General features: G+C 60.4%; 13 protein-coding genes. 9 read left to right on the plus strand and 4 right to left on the minus strand.

What is annotated here, in order from left to right; translation table 11 throughout:
* Window positions 1-2: 2 nt before the first annotated feature.
* A complete protein-coding gene (locus ACMU_RS06095) occupies window positions 3-893 on the minus strand; it encodes a YicC/YloC family endoribonuclease (RefSeq protein WP_035257206.1) in 891 nt (296 codons plus the stop codon).
* Window positions 894-1,085: 192 nt separating this feature from the next.
* Between ACMU_RS06095 and ACMU_RS06100 the strand changes: the two genes are divergently transcribed.
* Window positions 1,086-1,715 carry a PAS domain-containing protein gene (locus ACMU_RS06100; RefSeq protein WP_236626205.1) on the plus strand — a complete coding sequence of 210 codons (630 nt, stop codon included), beginning with the start codon at window positions 1,086-1,088 and terminating at the stop codon, window positions 1,713-1,715.
* A 3-nt stretch (window positions 1,716-1,718) separates the two neighbouring features.
* Here the strand turns inward: ACMU_RS06100 and ACMU_RS06105 are convergent, their stop codons facing one another.
* Together ACMU_RS06105 and ACMU_RS19235 are read right to left on the minus strand one after the other, a co-directional pair.
* Entirely contained in the window at window positions 1,719-3,086 is a 1,368-nt protein-coding gene (locus tag ACMU_RS06105; protein WP_035257208.1) for a class II 3-deoxy-7-phosphoheptulonate synthase, read from the minus strand.
* Window positions 3,064-3,330: a hypothetical protein gene (locus tag ACMU_RS19235; RefSeq protein WP_152544527.1), complete on the minus strand. Its 267-nt coding sequence runs from the start codon at window positions 3,328-3,330 to the stop codon at window positions 3,064-3,066. The genes ACMU_RS06105 and ACMU_RS19235 overlap by 23 nt, the downstream gene beginning before the upstream one ends.
* A gap of 75 nt (window positions 3,331-3,405) precedes the next feature.
* On the opposite strand from ACMU_RS19235, the gene ACMU_RS06110 reads away from it, so the two are divergent.
* The 6 genes from ACMU_RS06110 to ACMU_RS06135 all read left to right on the plus strand — a co-directional run bounded on the left by ACMU_RS06110 (window position 3,406) and on the right by ACMU_RS06135 (window position 8,959).
* The gene (locus ACMU_RS06110; RefSeq protein WP_035257211.1) at window positions 3,406-4,599 is read left to right on the plus strand and encodes an ABC transporter substrate-binding protein; all 1,194 of its coding nucleotides are present in this window, start codon (window positions 3,406-3,408) and stop codon (window positions 4,597-4,599) included.
* Between the two features lie 85 nt (window positions 4,600-4,684).
* Window positions 4,685-5,473, plus strand: a complete 789-nt coding sequence (locus ACMU_RS06115) for an ABC transporter ATP-binding protein (RefSeq protein WP_035257213.1) — start codon at window positions 4,685-4,687, stop codon at window positions 5,471-5,473.
* Entirely contained in the window at window positions 5,466-6,179 is a 714-nt protein-coding gene (locus ACMU_RS06120) for an ABC transporter ATP-binding protein (RefSeq protein WP_035257215.1), read from the plus strand. Before ACMU_RS06115 ends, ACMU_RS06120 begins: the two co-directional genes overlap by 8 nt.
* A gap of 19 nt (window positions 6,180-6,198) precedes the next feature.
* Window positions 6,199-6,609, plus strand: a complete 411-nt coding sequence (locus tag ACMU_RS06125; RefSeq protein WP_152544528.1) for a hypothetical protein — start codon at window positions 6,199-6,201, stop codon at window positions 6,607-6,609.
* Window positions 6,609-7,619 (plus strand): branched-chain amino acid ABC transporter permease, encoded by a 1,011-nt coding sequence (locus tag ACMU_RS06130; protein ID WP_035257219.1) that lies wholly within the window; start codon window positions 6,609-6,611, stop codon window positions 7,617-7,619. The genes ACMU_RS06125 and ACMU_RS06130 overlap by 1 nt, the downstream gene beginning before the upstream one ends.
* Window positions 7,616-8,959, plus strand: coding sequence for a branched-chain amino acid ABC transporter permease (locus tag ACMU_RS06135; protein WP_035257221.1), 1,344 nt, complete (start codon window positions 7,616-7,618; stop codon window positions 8,957-8,959). Before ACMU_RS06130 ends, ACMU_RS06135 begins: the two co-directional genes overlap by 4 nt.
* 145 nt (window positions 8,960-9,104) lie before the next feature.
* Here ACMU_RS06135 and ACMU_RS06140 read toward each other — a convergent pair whose 3' ends face one another.
* The gene (locus ACMU_RS06140; RefSeq protein ID WP_236626206.1) at window positions 9,105-11,498 is read right to left on the minus strand and encodes a Hint domain-containing protein; all 2,394 of its coding nucleotides are present in this window, start codon (window positions 11,496-11,498) and stop codon (window positions 9,105-9,107) included.
* Between the two features lie 882 nt (window positions 11,499-12,380).
* On the opposite strand from ACMU_RS06140, the gene ACMU_RS06145 reads away from it, so the two are divergent.
* Both ACMU_RS06145 and ACMU_RS06150 read left to right on the plus strand, forming a co-directional pair.
* A complete protein-coding gene (locus ACMU_RS06145) occupies window positions 12,381-12,983 on the plus strand; it encodes a response regulator transcription factor (protein ID WP_035257224.1) in 603 nt (200 codons plus the stop codon).
* 24 nt (window positions 12,984-13,007) lie between these two features.
* Window positions 13,008-16,061: a hypothetical protein gene (locus ACMU_RS06150; protein ID WP_035257226.1), complete on the plus strand. Its 3,054-nt coding sequence runs from the start codon at window positions 13,008-13,010 to the stop codon at window positions 16,059-16,061.
* Window positions 16,062-16,064: the final 3 nt, after the last annotated feature.

The following is a 16,064-nucleotide window of genomic DNA, read 5'->3' on the forward strand; positions in this document are numbered from 1 at the left end:
GGTTACTCCACATTCTGAACCTGTTCCCGCATCTGATCGATCACGGTCTTCAGGTCAAGCCCCGTCCGCGTCAGGTCCTTTGCCTGAGCTTTCGAGCATAACGTATTGGCTTCGCGATTAAATTCCTGCATCAGAAAGTCAAGCTTGCGACCAACTGGCCCCTGTTTCTTCATCAGGGTGCGCGCGGCATCCACATGGGCGCGCAGCCGGTCCAGCTCTTCTGTCACATCCGATTTCACCGCCAGCAAGGCCAACTCTTGCGCCACGCGGTCGGGGTCGGCGCCATCGACATTGCGCAATACGCGCGCAAGGTTCTCGCGCAGGTTCTCGGCAACCTTTTCCCCGCGGGCGGTGGCTTGATGGGCGGCCTGCTCGGTCAGGTCGGCGATCTGTGTCAATTGGCCATCAATAACCTCGGTTAACGCGGCACCTTCGTCGGCGCGCATGGATTTCAGCGCGGCCAAAAGCCCGTCGAACTCGGCCAACAGAACGGGGTTCAATGCCTTCGCGTCTTCGTCTGGCGCGTTGGACCCAAGCACACCACGTTGCGCCAAAACGTCCAGCGCCGATACCGGCGCCAAGGACAATCCGGCGGCCTTTGCCTCTGCTTCGATGGCTTGCACAGATGCCAGAACAGCCTTCACCGCTTGGGGATTTGGCGAGGACAGCTCGGACTCGGCATCACGGCTGATGCGCAGGGACAACGCGACATTTCCCCGCCCCAAAGCTTTGCCAATTGCCCCGCGCAATGGCTGTTCCAACCCGCTCAACCAGTCCGGCAGACGCAGGCGAATATCCAGCCCCTTTGCGTTAACGGTTCGGATCTCCCAACTCCAACGATAGCCGTCCCGGCCTCCTGTTGCGGCCGCATAGCCGGTCATCGAGTTAACCATTCGTAACAAAATCTCCTCAAAATTGAGACGGTTTATGCGATGTTAACACTTGGGTAACGGTGTTGTCTTAGCGTTAACACAGCTGCAATCGCGACGACAATGCACCGCTTTGGGGGCGGTTAAAATTTGGAGAAGGTTCGCATGCGCGGCGAAAACGGGAATGTCGTCCCCATTCGGGAGGTACGGATTAACATGCAATATCCGCTGATCAACGAGGTTGAAGCGTATTGGGAAGGGTTGCGTAACGGGCGCTCTTTGCCGGCACGCGCCGACGTTGACCCCCGCGGGTTGGAACGTGCCCTGCCCTATGCCTTTGTCGCCGAACGCATTGCACCGGGCATCGCGCGTTTCCGGGTTGCCGGGCAGCACCTGCATGATCTCATGGGCATGGATGTCCGCGGCATGCCGCTGTCGTCGCTGTTCGTGCCTGCGGCGCGCGAACGTCTTTCAGAACTGGTGGAAGAGGTGTTCGAGTCGCCCCGTGTCACGCGCGTCAGCCTGAACAGTGGTCGTGGTATGGGCCGCCCGGCATTGGAGGCCGCCTTGTTGCTGCTGCCCCTGCTGAATGACAAGGGCGAGGTGTCCAGGGCGTTGGGGTGCCTGATCTCCGAAGGCCACATCGGGCGCCTGCCCCGCCGATTCTCCATCGCTGCCCTGCAGACACGCGACCTGACCACTGGCGACACGGTGACCGAACCCATGCACCACGCATCCGGCGCCAACGCGCCCAGCGGGTTTGCCGAGGCTGCCACCACTTTTGCGCCAGCAAAAAGGCCGGACGGTGAACGCCCGGCCCTTCGGCTTGTTCAGACAGACAGCTAGGGCTTAGGCCGTCGCAGCCTGATCCGTGTTGCGCGGCCCAGCCAGCTCTTCGGCCACCAGGAAGGCCAGTTCCAGCGACTGGCTGGCGTTCAAACGCGGGTCGCAGGCTGTGTGGTACCGGTCCGACAGGTCCTCGTCGGTGACCGCGCGCACGCCACCGGTGCATTCGGTCACGTCCTTGCCCGTCATCTCGAAATGCACACCGCCCGGGATGGCGCCATGGGCGCGGGTGGTGGCAAAAAACTCCTGCACCTCGCTCAACACGTTCTCGAACGGCCGGGTTTTGTAACCCGAGGCCGATTTGATCGTGTTGCCGTGCATCGGGTCGCAGGTCCACAGCACGTTGGCGCCCAGCTCCTGCACCGTCTCGATCAGACGCGGCAGGTTATCGGCCACCTTGCCGGCCCCGAACCGCGCGATCAGGGTCAGGCGCCCCTCTTCGTTTTCCGGGTTCAGCTTTTCGATCAGCACTTTCAGGTCGTCGCTGGTCAGCGTCGGGCCACATTTCAGACCAATCGGGTTCTGCACGCCGCGGCAAAACTCCACATGCGCCCCGTCGGGCTGACGGGTGCGGTCACCAATCCAGATCAGATGGCCCGAGCCCGCAACCGGCACGCCGGTGGTGCTGTCGATCCGGCACATCGCCTCTTCGTATTCCAGCAGCAGCGCCTCGTGGCTGGTATAAAAATCCACCGTCTGCAGATCCGGGTTGCTTTCGCCCGACATGCCCGCGGCGCGGATGAAGTCCAGCGCGTCCTGGATGGAATTGGCCATAGCGCGGTACTTGGCGGCCTCTTCGCCCTGGGTGAAGCCCAGCGTCCAGGCGTGTACGCGGTGCACATCGGCATAACCGCCCTTGGAGAACGCGCGCAGCAGGTTCAGCGACGCCGCGGCCTGCGTATAGGCCTGCAACATGCGGTTGGGGTCGGGGATGCGCGCCTCGGGCGTGAAATCGAACCCGTTGATAATGTCGCCGCGATAGCTGGGCAATTCCACGCCATCCACCGTTTCGGTCGGTGCCGAGCGCGGCTTGGCGAACTGGCCGGCCATCCGGCCCACTTTCACCACCGGCACCTTGGCGCCATAGGTCAGCACCATCGCCATCTGCAACATCACCTGAAAGGTGTCGCGGATCGTGTCTGCGCCGAACTCCGCAAAGCTTTCGGCGCAGTCGCCGCCTTGCAGCAGAAACGCCTCGCCACGCGCAGCGGCCGCCAGTTTCGCCTTCAAACTCCGCGCTTCGCCTGCAAAGACAAGCGGCGGATATTTGGCAAGCTGGGCTTCCACGGCCTCCAGCTTGCTGGAATCCGTATAGTCGGGCATCTGAACCCGGGGCTTGGCGCGCCAGTCAGATTTTTGCCACTTGTCCATTGTTTTGCTCCATTACATGGGTTTTGCGCGGGCCGTTATAGCAAAGCGGCACATCACCGCCACTCAAAAAGAGGGCGTTTTGGCAAGTTTTGGCCATGGCAGCTGCTTCAAAAATTGCGTTGGTCGCAGTTTGCAGGCGATTCACGGGCGGATGGCTCTGCAAATGACGCAATATTTGTAAATCCTGAGGAACAGCCGCGCGGAAATTGACCCAAGGGCAGGAATAATTTCTGCAAAGCGGCATGAATCAGAGACTTTTCTTTTCGAAATTGGCGGCCTAACCTCGCGGCAGAATAACGACCAACACGGGAGAAAAATCATGAAAAAACTGCTGATGGCGACGGCGTTGACGTCGATCGCAGCAACCGGCGCGTTTGCTGGTGGCCACGCCACCGAAGTGTCGCTGGGTGTATCGCTTGGCTTTACCGGCCCGCTGGAATCGCTGGCTGGCCCGATGGGTGACGGCGCCGAACTGGCCATGGCCGAAGCAACTGCCGCCAACTTCCTGGATGACGCCACCGTCACCAGCGTGCGCGGCGACAGCACCTGCATCGACGCCGCAGCCGCCACCGCCACCGTTGAACGCCTGGTCACTGCCGACCGCGTGGACGGCATCGTGGGTGGCATGTGCTCGGGCGAAACCACGGCCAGCCTGCAGAACGTCGCGATGCCCAACGGCATGGTGATGATCTCGCCCTCGGCCACCTCGCCGGCCCTGTCGACGCTGGAAGACAACGGTCTGTTTTTCCGCACCTCGCCCTCGGACGCCCGTCAAGGTGTTGTGATGGCCGAGATTATCATGGAACGCGGCATCGACACCGTCGCCGTGACCTATACCAATAACGACTATGGTAAAGGTCTGGCCGACAGCTTCGAGGCAGCCTTTACCGCCAAAGGCGGCACCGTCACCCTGAACACCGCGCATGAAGACGGCAAGGCCGACTATGCCGCGGAAGTGGGCGCGCTGGCCTCGGCCGGTGGTGATGCGCTGGTCGTGGCCGGTTACGTGGATCAAGGCGGCTCGGGCGTGATTCAGGCATCGCTTGATTCGGGTGCCTTCGATACGTTCGTTCTGCCCGACGGCATGGTCTCGACCGCGCTGGAAGAGAACTTTGGCGCCGATATCGATGGCTCGTTCGGCCAGAACCCCGCCTCGGCCGGCGAAGGTCGCGACAAGTTCGTCGCCATGGCAACCGAGGCCGGTTTCGACGGCACGTCCGCCTTTGCAGCCGAAGCCTATGACGCCGCCGCGCTGATCATGCTGGCCATGCAGGCCGCCGACAGCAAGGACCCCGGCGCCTACAAGGACAAGGTGTTCGACGTGGCCAACGCACCGGGCGAACAGATCCTGCCGGGTGAGCTGGGCAAAGCCTTCGACATCCTGCGTGCGGGCGGCGATATCGACTATGTCGGTGCGACCTCGGTTGAATTGGTGGGTGAAGGCGAAAGCGCCGGCAACTACCGCGAGATCGTGATGGATGGTGGCAAGGTCACCGTTGTCAAATACCGCTAAGGTAAATATGGCAGCAGCCCGGAATGAACGTTCCGGGCTGCCTGCATTCTGAAGCCGCCAACAGAGCGGCCAACGGGGAACATATATGATCATCGCAAGCGAAGTGCATAAGCATTTCGGCGGATTCCGTGCCGTGGACGGCGCGTCGATCGAAATTGCCGACGGGTCGATCACCGGGTTGATCGGACCAAACGGCGCCGGAAAATCCACCATTTTCAACGTGATCGCCGGGGTTCTTAAGCCTACGTCGGGCAAGGTCACCATGGATGGCGAAGACATCACCGGCCTGCCTCCGCACGAGCTTTTTCACAAAGGCCTGCTGCGCACCTTCCAGATCGCGCACGAGTTTTCGTCGATGACGGTGCGCGAAAACCTGATGATGGTGCCTGGCGCTCAGGCCGGCGAGAACCTGCTGAACGCATGGTTCCGCCGCAGCCAGATCGCCACTGAAGAGGCCGCCCTGAAAAGGAAGGCCGATGAAGTGCTGGAGTTCCTGACCATCGACCATCTGGCCGACGAAAAGGCCGGCAACCTGTCGGGCGGTCAGAAAAAGCTGCTGGAACTGGGGCGCACCATGATGGTGGACGCCAAAGTGGTGTTTCTGGACGAGGTCGGCGCGGGCGTCAATCGCACGCTCTTGAACACCATCGGCGACGCCATTGTGCGCCTGAACAAGGAACGCGGCTATACCTTCTGCCTGATCGAACATGACATGGACTTCATCGCGCGGCTCTGCGACCCGGTGATCGTCATGGCCGAGGGCAAGGTTCTGGCCAAGGGCAAAGCCGATGAGATCATGCAGAACGACGCGGTGATCGAGGCCTATCTGGGCACCGGTCTGAAAAACAAGGTCAAGGAGGAGGCCAATGGCTGATCCCTTCCTGAACGCCGAAAACATGACCGGCGGCTATGGCAGCGGCGCCGATATCCTGCATGGCTGCAACATCTCGGTCGACAAGGGCCAGATCGCGGTGATCGTGGGCCCCAACGGCGCGGGTAAATCCACCGCGATGAAGGCCGTCTTTGGCATGTTGAACATCCACACCGGCAGCGTCATGCTGGACGGTCAGGACATCACCGCGCTGACCCCGCAAGCTCGCGTGGCCAAGGGCATGGGCTTTGTGCCGCAGGTCAACAATATCTTCACCACCATGACGGTTGAGGAAAACCTTGAAATGGGCGCGTTCCTGCGGCGCGACGATTTTTCGGACACGATCGAGCAGGTCTATACCCTGTTCCCGATCCTCAAGGAAAAACGCCGCCAGCACGCGGGCGAGCTGTCGGGCGGGCAGCGCCAACAGGTCGCCGTGGGCCGCGCGCTGATGACCCAGCCCAGCCTGCTGATGCTGGACGAACCCACCGCGGGCGTTAGCCCCATCGTGATGGACGAGCTGTTTGACCGCATTATCGAGGTGGCGCGCACCGGCATCTCGATCCTGATGGTCGAACAAAACGCCCGCCAAGCCCTTGAGATCGCAGACAAAGGCTATGTCCTTGTCCAGGGTCGCAACGCCTATACCGACACCGGGCAGGCCCTTCTGGCCAACCCCGAAGTACGCCGCACGTTTTTGGGGGGATAGTCAATTGGACATAGTTAAATTGACAAGAAAACTCAGCCGGATCGTTGGCGTTGCAACCGCGTTGTACGCGTCTACTTCGGTAAATCCCCTATTCGCTCAGAGCTATGTATGCAAAGAAACAATGGCCTGCGTCGGCAAAACGCCCTGTAAGAAGAGCGATCATGAATTCACAGTTGTCAACTTTGGGAGCAACTTTGAGCTGCACATTAGTTCGACTGTATTTGTATTCGAGCACTACGCGACCAACGATAACATAGCGTTACAAGGTGTTGGTCTAGGAGAAGATGGCCAAGGAATGCGCGCAATTACCATTTTCAAAGATCTGGATTTTGTCTTCAGTTCGCACGTTTTAATCGATTTCACTGAAACGGATCCAAAGATTGCGGCTAACGTAAGCCTGATTGGCAGCTGTATAAGGCTTCTTTCCTAATGGACTTCCTAAACGCACTGGTCGCGCTGGCCAATTTTGTGATCATCCCCGCCACCGCTTATGGCGCGCAGCTGGCGCTGGGGGCGCTGGGGGTGACGCTCATTTACGGCATCCTGCGGTTTTCCAATTTTGCCCATGGCGACACGATGGCCTTCGGTACCATGGTAACCGTGTTGGTCACGTGGGCCATGCAGGCCGCGGGGATCGGGCTGGGCGTGTTGCCCACCGCCTTGCTGGCCCTGCCCTTTGGCATTGCGGCGACGGCTCTGCTGCTGCTGGGCACCGACAAGCTGGTCTATCAGTTTTATCGCCGTCAACGCGTGGTGCCCGTGGTGTTCGTCATGGTGTCGATCGGGGTGATGTTCATCATGAACGGGCTGGTCCGGTTCATCATCGGACCCGATGATCAGCGTTTTGCCGATGGCGCCCGGTTCATCATCCGCGCGCGCGAGTTTAAACAGATGACCGGTCTGGACGAGGGTCTGGCGATCCGCACCACGCAGGGCATCACCATCGTGACCGCGATCATCGTGGTCGCCCTGCTGTTCTGGTTTCTCAACCGCACGCGCACCGGCAAGTCGATGCGCGCATTTTCCGATAACGAGGATCTGGCGCTGTTGTCGGGCATCAACCCCGACCGGGTGGTGCAGGTGACATGGCTGATCGTGGCGGCGCTGGCGACCATAGCCGGGGTGCTGTATGGGCTCGACAAGTCCTTTAAACCCTTCACCTATTTCCAATTGCTGCTGCCGATCTTTGCCTCGGCCATTGTTGGCGGGTTGGGCAACCCCTTGGGCGCCATCGCGGGCGGTTTCCTGATCGCGTTTTCCGAGGTCACGGTGACTTATGCGTGGAAAAAGGTGTTGGTGCATCTTCTGCCGGAACCGCTGGAACCATCGGGCCTCGTGCAACTCATGAGCACCGATTACAAATTCGCCGTCAGCTTCGCGATCCTGGTCATCGTGCTGCTGTTCCGCCCCACGGGCCTGTTTAAAGGAAAATCGGTATGACACGTCGCGACGCGCTTTTCTTTGCCGCGATGGCGGCTTTGTTGATCGGCACCGGGTTTTTCCAAAGCTGGAACACCGCGCTGACGATCCTGAATATGGGACTGATCTCGGCGGTGATGGCCATGGGGGTGAACCTGCAATGGGGCTATGCTGGCCTCTTTAATGTCGGGATCATGGGGTTCGTGGCGCTTGGCGGGCTGGGCGTGGTGCTGACCACATCCGCACCGGTGCCCGAGGCATGGGCCGCCGGCGGGCCGCGCCTATTGGCCGGGCTGGCGCTTGGCGCGGCGACCATTGCGGGCGCGGTGATCGCCTGGGGCCGCATGGGTGCCGGGCGCGCGCGCAGTTTCACCGTCTTGGCCATTCTTGTCGTTGGCTTCTTCGTCTATCGCGGCGTCTTTGACCCGGCTGTTCAAGCGGTTGAGGCCGTCGACCCCGCCGCCACCGGCTATCTTGGCGGTCTGAACCTGCCGGTTCTGTTGGCCTGGCCCATTGGCGGGCTGCTGGCCGCCGGGGCGGCGTGGCTGATCGGCAAAACCGCGCTGGGGCTGCGGTCGGATTACCTGGCCATCGCGACGCTGGGCATTGCCGAGATCCTGATCTCGATCCTGAAAAACGAGGATTGGCTGGCCCGCGGGGTGAAAAACGTGGTGGGCCTGCCACGCCCGGTGCCTTACGAGGTCGATCTGCAGAACGATCCCGGATTTGTCGAATTCGCCACCGGCTGGGGCGCTGATCCGGTGACCTTTTCGTCGATCACGGTCAAGCTCAGCTATGGTCTGCTGTTTGCCGGTGTGCTGATCATCCTGATGGTGCTGGCACAGCTGGCGCAAAACTCGCCCTGGGGCCGGATGATGCGCGCCATCCGCGATAACGAGGTCGCGGCCGAGGCGATGGGCAAAGACGTCACCCGCCGGCATCTGCAGATCTTTATCATCGGCTCGGCTGTCTGCGGGGTGGCGGGCGCGATGATGACAACGCTGGACAGCGCAATGACCCCGTCATCGTACCAGCCGCTGCGGTTTACCTTCCTTGTCTGGGTCATGGTGATCGTGGGTGGGTCGGGCAACAATTTCGGCGCGATCCTTGGCGGTATCTTGATCTGGTTCTGCTGGGTGCAGGCCGAGCCTGCCGGGCAGATGCTGGCCAATGGGTTCTTTGGGTTTGCCGAGACCATCACCGGCGTCACCGATGGCGGCGACCCGTTGCGGTTGCGCTGGCTGATGGCGGCGGCTGAACAGATCCGCGACAACGCTCAGCACCTGCGATTGCTGACTATGGGTGTGATCCTGTTGTTGGTTCTGCGCTTTAGCCCGCGCGGTCTGATCCCCGAGCGGTAACGCAAACATAACAAAAACAGGGGCTTGTTGGCCCCTGTGGATAAGTCAGTGGAAAAAATCCGGCAGAAGAGCCCCCTCTTCTGCCGGATTTTTGTTTCGGCCAACGTGCCCCCGTGGCTTGGCCGAAGCTGCAAAATGCTCTGTCTTACAGCGACAAAAGGCTTGCTTCGTGCTTTTTCAACACTTTGCGCGCCGCCTGATAGTCCTGGCGTCCTTCGACCGATTCCAGCTCTGGGAACAACTCGAAGATTTCGTTGCGTTGCGCGTTGCCCAGACCCTGCAGCGAATAGTCGCCCGGCTGGAAGCTTTCGGTCCATGCGCCGTTGGCCAACACAACCTCGTGCTGGTCAAACATGAAGTGAATATAGGTCGTGCCGACCGTATCCATCGTGTTCACGCCGCGGTTGTTCACCAGATGCTTGGCAGCGACCAGAACCTCGCGCTCTTCGAAATACAGCGCCGTGCGGTCATTAGCGACCAGCATGCGGTGGTTCGGGCTGACCAACATGTCACGTTCCGGCAACCCGTTGCCCAGCGAACCGGCGCGGATCAGAACCGGGCGCAGATGCTTTTCGGTCAGCAATTCGCGACCGCTCAGCGCCTTGTGGCCAGCCCAGCGGATTTCCTGAATGCCGTTGTCGCGGGTGATGATCTTGTCACCTTCGCGCAGTTCTTCCACCAGACGCTCGCCCTTGGGCGTTGCAATCAAGGTGCCCGGCGTAAAGCACGGTACAATCTCTTCGATGTTTTCGAAGGTCAGCGTGCCGGTTTCGACCCCGTTGTTGTCGAAATACGTGACGGTACCGTCAAAGCCGTTGCCGTCGCTGTCGGGCCCGGTGATGTTCACCTTCAGGCTGCCGCCCTGCTCGGTCGACCCGGTCAGGTCCAGCGTATCGTGGTCATTGCCACCGGCACCGCCGTCGACAAAGTCGCCCACGCCCACACCCTGGATCGTGTCGGCATCGTCGCCACCAAACAGCTGGTCGGCATCGCCATCGTCCAGACCACCGTCCAGAATGTCGTCGCCGCCTTCGCCATAGATGATATCGGCGCCGTCTTCACCCAGCAGGGTGTCATTGCCATCCTCGTCACCGATTACCGCGCCGGGCGCGTCGAAATAGATGTCGGTGATGTTGATGCCCGAATTGTCATCGCCATCCTGGTTGTGCAGAACCTCGATTCGTGCGACCGGGCCGGCAATTGTCACCAGCGCCGAGATCGACCCGGTGGTGTCGCTGGACCCGCCATCGATATCCGACCGCAGATGCTCGTTACCGGCAATCCCGTCCAGGTTCGACGCGGCGATATCACCCCCGGTATTGGTGTGGATCGGGATCTTGTTGCCATGCGCGTCATAGGCGGTGATCACCACCTCGCTGTCATAGTCGATGTCGTTGATGCGGAACTGAACATCCGTTACCTCGGACGAGAAATCCCAGCGGTAAACCTGGCACTCGCCTTCCTGATCCAAACGCGAGGCCAGCGAGCTTTGGTTGTCAATGGTCTCGTCGCCGGTGTCGATGCCGTCAACCTTCTGGTTGTTATCGGCAAATTCCGACTGCGGCGCAAAGGCTGCACCCTGCAGCGAGAAGGTTACATCAACACTGCCAGTGTCCTGCGTGAACCCGTTGATCGGGTCGCCATCCTCGATCGGCGCCGGGCCGTTGGGGTCGGGCGCCAGGTCCCATTCGAAGCTTTCGCGCGCACCGGTGGCGTCCGAGCCGCCCGGAAGGTCGCTGTCGCCATAGATGATGTCGTCGCCTGCGCCTGCCTCGACATAGTCATCGTCATGGCCGGCATAAATCTCGTCGTCACCCTCTTCCGCGAAGATGCTGTCGTCGCCAGCACCGGCGTCCACGATATCGTCGTCACCCACTTCACCCGGCAGCAAGGCGTCGTCATTGTCGATCATGTCGCCTTCGGGGTCACCCATATAGGCCAGATCGATGGTATCGTCACCCGACGTGCCTTCGACGATGCCATCCCCCACCGGGCTCAGGTCAAAGCTGATGTCGCCAACGCTGATCAGGCCCGAATTGTCGTCTGAATTGCCGTGGTCGTGGATGATCTCGATGCTGACAACCGCGTCGCTGATCGACACCGAAACCGTGTCGTTGTCGCCCGGTCCGCTGCCGTCATTGTCGCCGTTGTCGGTGCCTTCGATCGAGTTTCCATTGACCGTCTGCAACGTACCGATCGTCGAACCCGAGAAGGAAACCGGAACGATGTTTCCGTCGGCATCGCGGGCAATGATTGTGATCTTGTCGTCCCAACTGTCATTCGCATCGACATCGAACAGGTCGAACGTGACATTCTCGACCGCGCTGTCGAAGGTGACGATTGTCTTGGCTGGCTCGCGCACATAGTCGGATTTCAGCAGACCGCTTGACAGGAAAAAGCTGTCGCCGTCCCCGTTGCTTGGTGTCGATACCGTAACGCCTACATCCGGCCCGCCCGAACCTGACGAAAACGTACCCGCCCCGTCGGCCCCAGTAACATCCCAGTCCAGCGTATAATCGGCCATAGCTTCGTTCCCCATACCAAAACCGTGCGCTGCAACAGCGCAAAAATTCGAAACCCGTATCCAGGGAGAAGAATCACAACCAGGCGGCGCAACAGCGGCTCGTTGGTCGCAGATGCACAGAAGTATTGCCCCGCAAGCAGCTGCGGAACCGGGTCACCCCCACCTCTTTGTCGCGTTGATCGAAACAGTGACAGCCCGTCACACCGATCAACCGATCGCATCCGCGTCATACAACGCGTCACAGTCGCGGCCGCCCCCGTGGCCGTATGTCTTCACCCCCCAGATGGGCTGTAATGATTTAGCGCGATGGGCGCCTCTGCTCCTAGGGAAAAATGGCGGCGATTTGGCCGCACATGGGCGTTTACATTTCCGTTATGTTTTCAGCTCTGAACGAATTATGGTTAACGGAAACTTCGCGTATTTTGAGAAACTTTTAGGTAATTCATATACTTATGGGCGGATGACCGGTTGGTCAAAATGGTCACATCCTGAGCGTTCACCCGCGTGACGCGCCATGCCTGCAGATAATTCACCCCAAAGTTTAGCGGGTTTTATGGTAAATTTGTCTAAAATGTGGCGAAAAAGTGGTCAACAGTTTTACCGCTCTCGAAATCACTGTCGCGGAATGCGCACCAATCGACGGCACCACGGCGATTCGGCGGGCCAAAGATTCGAAAATTCGCAGTAAAATTGACGACAGTCGCTGACCGCCACCTATACCAACGAGACCAGACCTAACCTTTTGTGGCTGCCCCTATCCCTCGTTTCGACCCCGTCGTGGCGGAACCAGTTGTAATTTGAGGACATGTAGTAACCCGTTCAAAAGGGCGCATTCCTCATGCTGGCTGTTAACCATTGTTCCCCCTACCGTTTCCCAGTTCCGGCGAGGGGTGCGCCATGCGGATCCTGATTGCAGATGATCACGACCTTGTCCGGGACACGATGGCTTTCTACCTTCTGCGCGAAGGTGCGCAGGATGTGATTGGCGCGTCGGACCTGCCCCTGGCGATACAGGCGGTCGCTACACATCCCCCCTTCGACATCATCTTGCTGGATTACGCGATGCCGGGAATGGACGGGTTGGGCGGTTTGTCCCGGATGCGGCTTGCCGCGGGTTCCGTGCCCGTGACGCTGTTCTCTGGCAGATTGACCCCGTCGCTTGCCCAAAGTGCCGTTGCGTCCGGTGCCGCTGGTGTCATCCCCAAAAGCCTGAAGCCTCAGTCGCTTTATGCCGCGCTGCACCTGATGATCGCCGGCGAATGCTTTTTGCCGTTCGAACTGACCGTCGCCGGTCCCGGAACGCCGGACCCGAACCTGACACAACGTGAATTGGATGTCCTGACAGGTCTTGGCCAGGGCTGGTCCAACAAGAGGATCGCCGCCGCGTTGGGTCTGCAGGACGTCACGGTGAAATCTTACGTTAGGAGCTTGTGCCGCAAACTTGGGGCACACAACCGCACCCATGCCGCCCTGACCGCACGCGCCCGTGACCTGATCTGAAAGCCGGCCATGCAGCCCGCCCCTATGCAGCAAGTTGACGACACACAGGATGGCATGCGCCTGCTGCTGGCCGCCCTGGCAGCCGCTGTTCTGTTTCACGGTGGCCTGCTGCCGTTCACACATGGCAACACCTACGACGCCTATATCCACATGTTCTTTGCAGACAGCTATCACAGGTCGTGGTTCGACCCGTGGGAGCCGCGATGGTACACCGGCTTTGCCACCACCAGCTATCCGCCGGGCACGCATATGGCGATTGGCGGCTTGATGCACCTAATGCCTCTGCGGGCTGCGTTCGTGGTGGTGCAGTTGCTTGGGCTGTTGTTGTTGGTGGTTGGTGTCTATCGGTTTTCGCTGCTGTGGGTCACGGCGCGCCCGGCAGGGTTTGCGGCGCTGTCGCTTGTGGTGGCCTCGTCCATTTCGGAAACGATCCACCTGTTCGGGCAATTGCCGACGATCTTTTCACTGGGTGTGTTCCTGAACGGCTTGCCTTACGTCTATCGCTGGATCGTAGCGGGGCGGTGGATCGACCTTGCGCTTGCCGTCATTTTTGCCGCCGCCACAACCGCGGCGCATCACGTGACCACGATCTTTGGCGGTGTGTTGTTCATTCTGCCGCTGGGGCTGCACGCATTGCGCGGGGTGGTGGCAGCAACCTCTCGCGATCGCATGTGGCGCGTGATCAAGGCGCTGGGGCGTGGTGTCCTGCTGGCGGCAGCGATGCTGTCGGCGATTGTGGTGACGGTGCTGCCTTATTGGATCTGGTCTGTAAGCGATCCGATCACGCAGGTCTCGATCCCCCATGGCAGCCGAGAGAATTTCCTGGTGCGCCGCGATCTGGGTTTCATCTTTTTCCTTTTGCCCTGGGGCACGGCGTTGTTGGTCTTGCCTTACGCCCTTTGGAAAACCGCAACCACGCGCCTTTGGCCCTTGGGGGTGTCTGTCCTGTTGTGTTTCATTCTGGGAACAGGCGGTACCACCCCCATATCGCGCGCCATTCTGGGAGGTGCGTTCGACATCCTGACACTGGATCGTTTCACCTTTTGGGCCACGATCCTGATCCTGCCCTTCACCGGCTATCTTCTGGACGGATTGTTGCGCGGCGGGACGGCCGCGAGCCTGCGTTCGGCCCTTGGGCGCGGGTTTTATGCCATTCTGCTGGGCAGCTACTTTGCCGCCACGGTCGGGCTTGCGGTCTTTGCCGCCATCCTGCCAACCATCCAGCCCACGCAGCCGCGCCATATCGATCCGGCCCCCATTGTAAAGTTCATGGCCGAGGACAACCATGACCGCTGGCGATACCTGACATTGGGCTTCGGGGACCAATTTGCGTATCTGTCTGCGCAAACCGCGGCGCAATCGGTGGATGGAAACTATCACTCGGCCCGCCGTTTGTCGAACCTGACGCGCTATTCGGTGGAGCGGTTGGAGAACGCCAAGTATCTTGGCGTGCCGGGGCTGGGGTCGTTGAAGCAGTTTCTTGTAAATGCCGAAGACTATCACCTGAAATTCACGTTTTCGAACGACGCTTTTTACGACCCGCTGCTGCATTTCACCGGCTGGGTTCGGCTGACGCGGCTGTCCAATGGCGTGACCGTTTGGGAGAGGCCGGATATCAGCCCCCTGCCCGCCCTCAGCCCGCGCCGCCACATCCCCGAGTTACATATGCTAATGTGGGGGCTGATCCCGCCAGGCGCTTTGTTGCTGGCGCTGGCCGTCTTTGCCATCAGCGTGGTCAAGCGCAGCTTTGGCGCGGTTCCGGGGGATCCCAAGCCGGTTTTGCCTCGCAGCACAGGGTTTCGGAACGCGCGGCTGGTTTTCTGGGTGGTCACCACCGGCGTTGCCGCTGTTGTAGTTCTAACCATTGGGACGGGGCTGTGGGTTTCCGCCCAGATGCGCAGGCCCGTGGACCCGCAACAGGTGATTGCTGCCTATTTCGACGCGCTGGACTTTCGTCGGTTCGAGGCAGCTTTTGCCCGGCTTGATCCCGTAACGCGGCCCGACTTTGACACGGCCATGTTCAACTGGCGCTGGCGTGGCGGGTTGATCGCGTCTTATGGCAAGTTGACAGATATACGCGCCACCCCCGTCGCCGCGACCGGAGACATCGCCGATTGGCGGGTGGAGCTTGACTGGCTGACCGCATTGGATGTGCGGACCGAAACCATGGACCTGCGGCTGGTGCGGCGCGATGGGCATTGGTACTTGTTGCCTCTGCATCTGCGGCCGGTGCAAACACCGCAGCGTCTGCAACGCGGGGCCGAAACCGCATGGAACCTGCCCGGCCGTCGACAGCCGCGCCCCGAAACCGATCTGCACCGCGACCGCCTGGACCGCCCCGAGATCGCGCTGAGCCGGGCGCAACTTGTAGAACATGACGGGCGCTACAACCTTGTGGGGCTTGTCTATAATCAGGATGCGGACCCGGCCTATGTATCGGTATTTGGCGACCTTTTGGCGGGCAACACTCGATTGGCGCGCACAGCAACCGCGCAAATTGCGGGCCAGCAATTGCTGCCATTGGAATCCACCGGATTTCGTGTCGCGTTTGAAGGCGTGTTGTCGTTGGACGACGCGGCGACCGCGTTTGATCCCACACTGTTCATACCCCCGCAACTGTCGGCCCCGCCGGATGACGCAACGTTGTCAGCCCGGGCCTTGGTGACCACGCAGGGGCTTTACCGTGGGGTGGCTCTGAATGGTGTCCAAGTCACCTCGGATGACGGGCGACCTGAGATCACTGGGCTTGCTGTCAACACCGGCAACCAGCCGGCCTCGATCACGCGCATCGTTGTTCTGGCCTATGACATGGACGGCGCACCGGTTTGGGCCGAGGCGGGATTTGTCGAAACCAACATCTATCCAGGTCAAAGCGCGCCGTTTCATATGACATTGCCCGCCCGCAAGGACCTGCGCGTCATTGCCCGGCTTGGTACAGGCAACCAGATCGTCAACGGCGCAACACCCGGCCCCGACGCAACCGCCCCCGTACCGCCCGAGAAGATCATGGTTGATATTCCCGGCTATGCGGCCCTGCATCTGTACGTGTCTTCCATGACTTATGACCCCTTGTTCTAGGTG

This window comes from Actibacterium mucosum KCTC 23349, from assembly GCF_000647975.1.
GTDB lineage: Bacteria > Pseudomonadota > Alphaproteobacteria > Rhodobacterales > Rhodobacteraceae > Actibacterium > Actibacterium mucosum.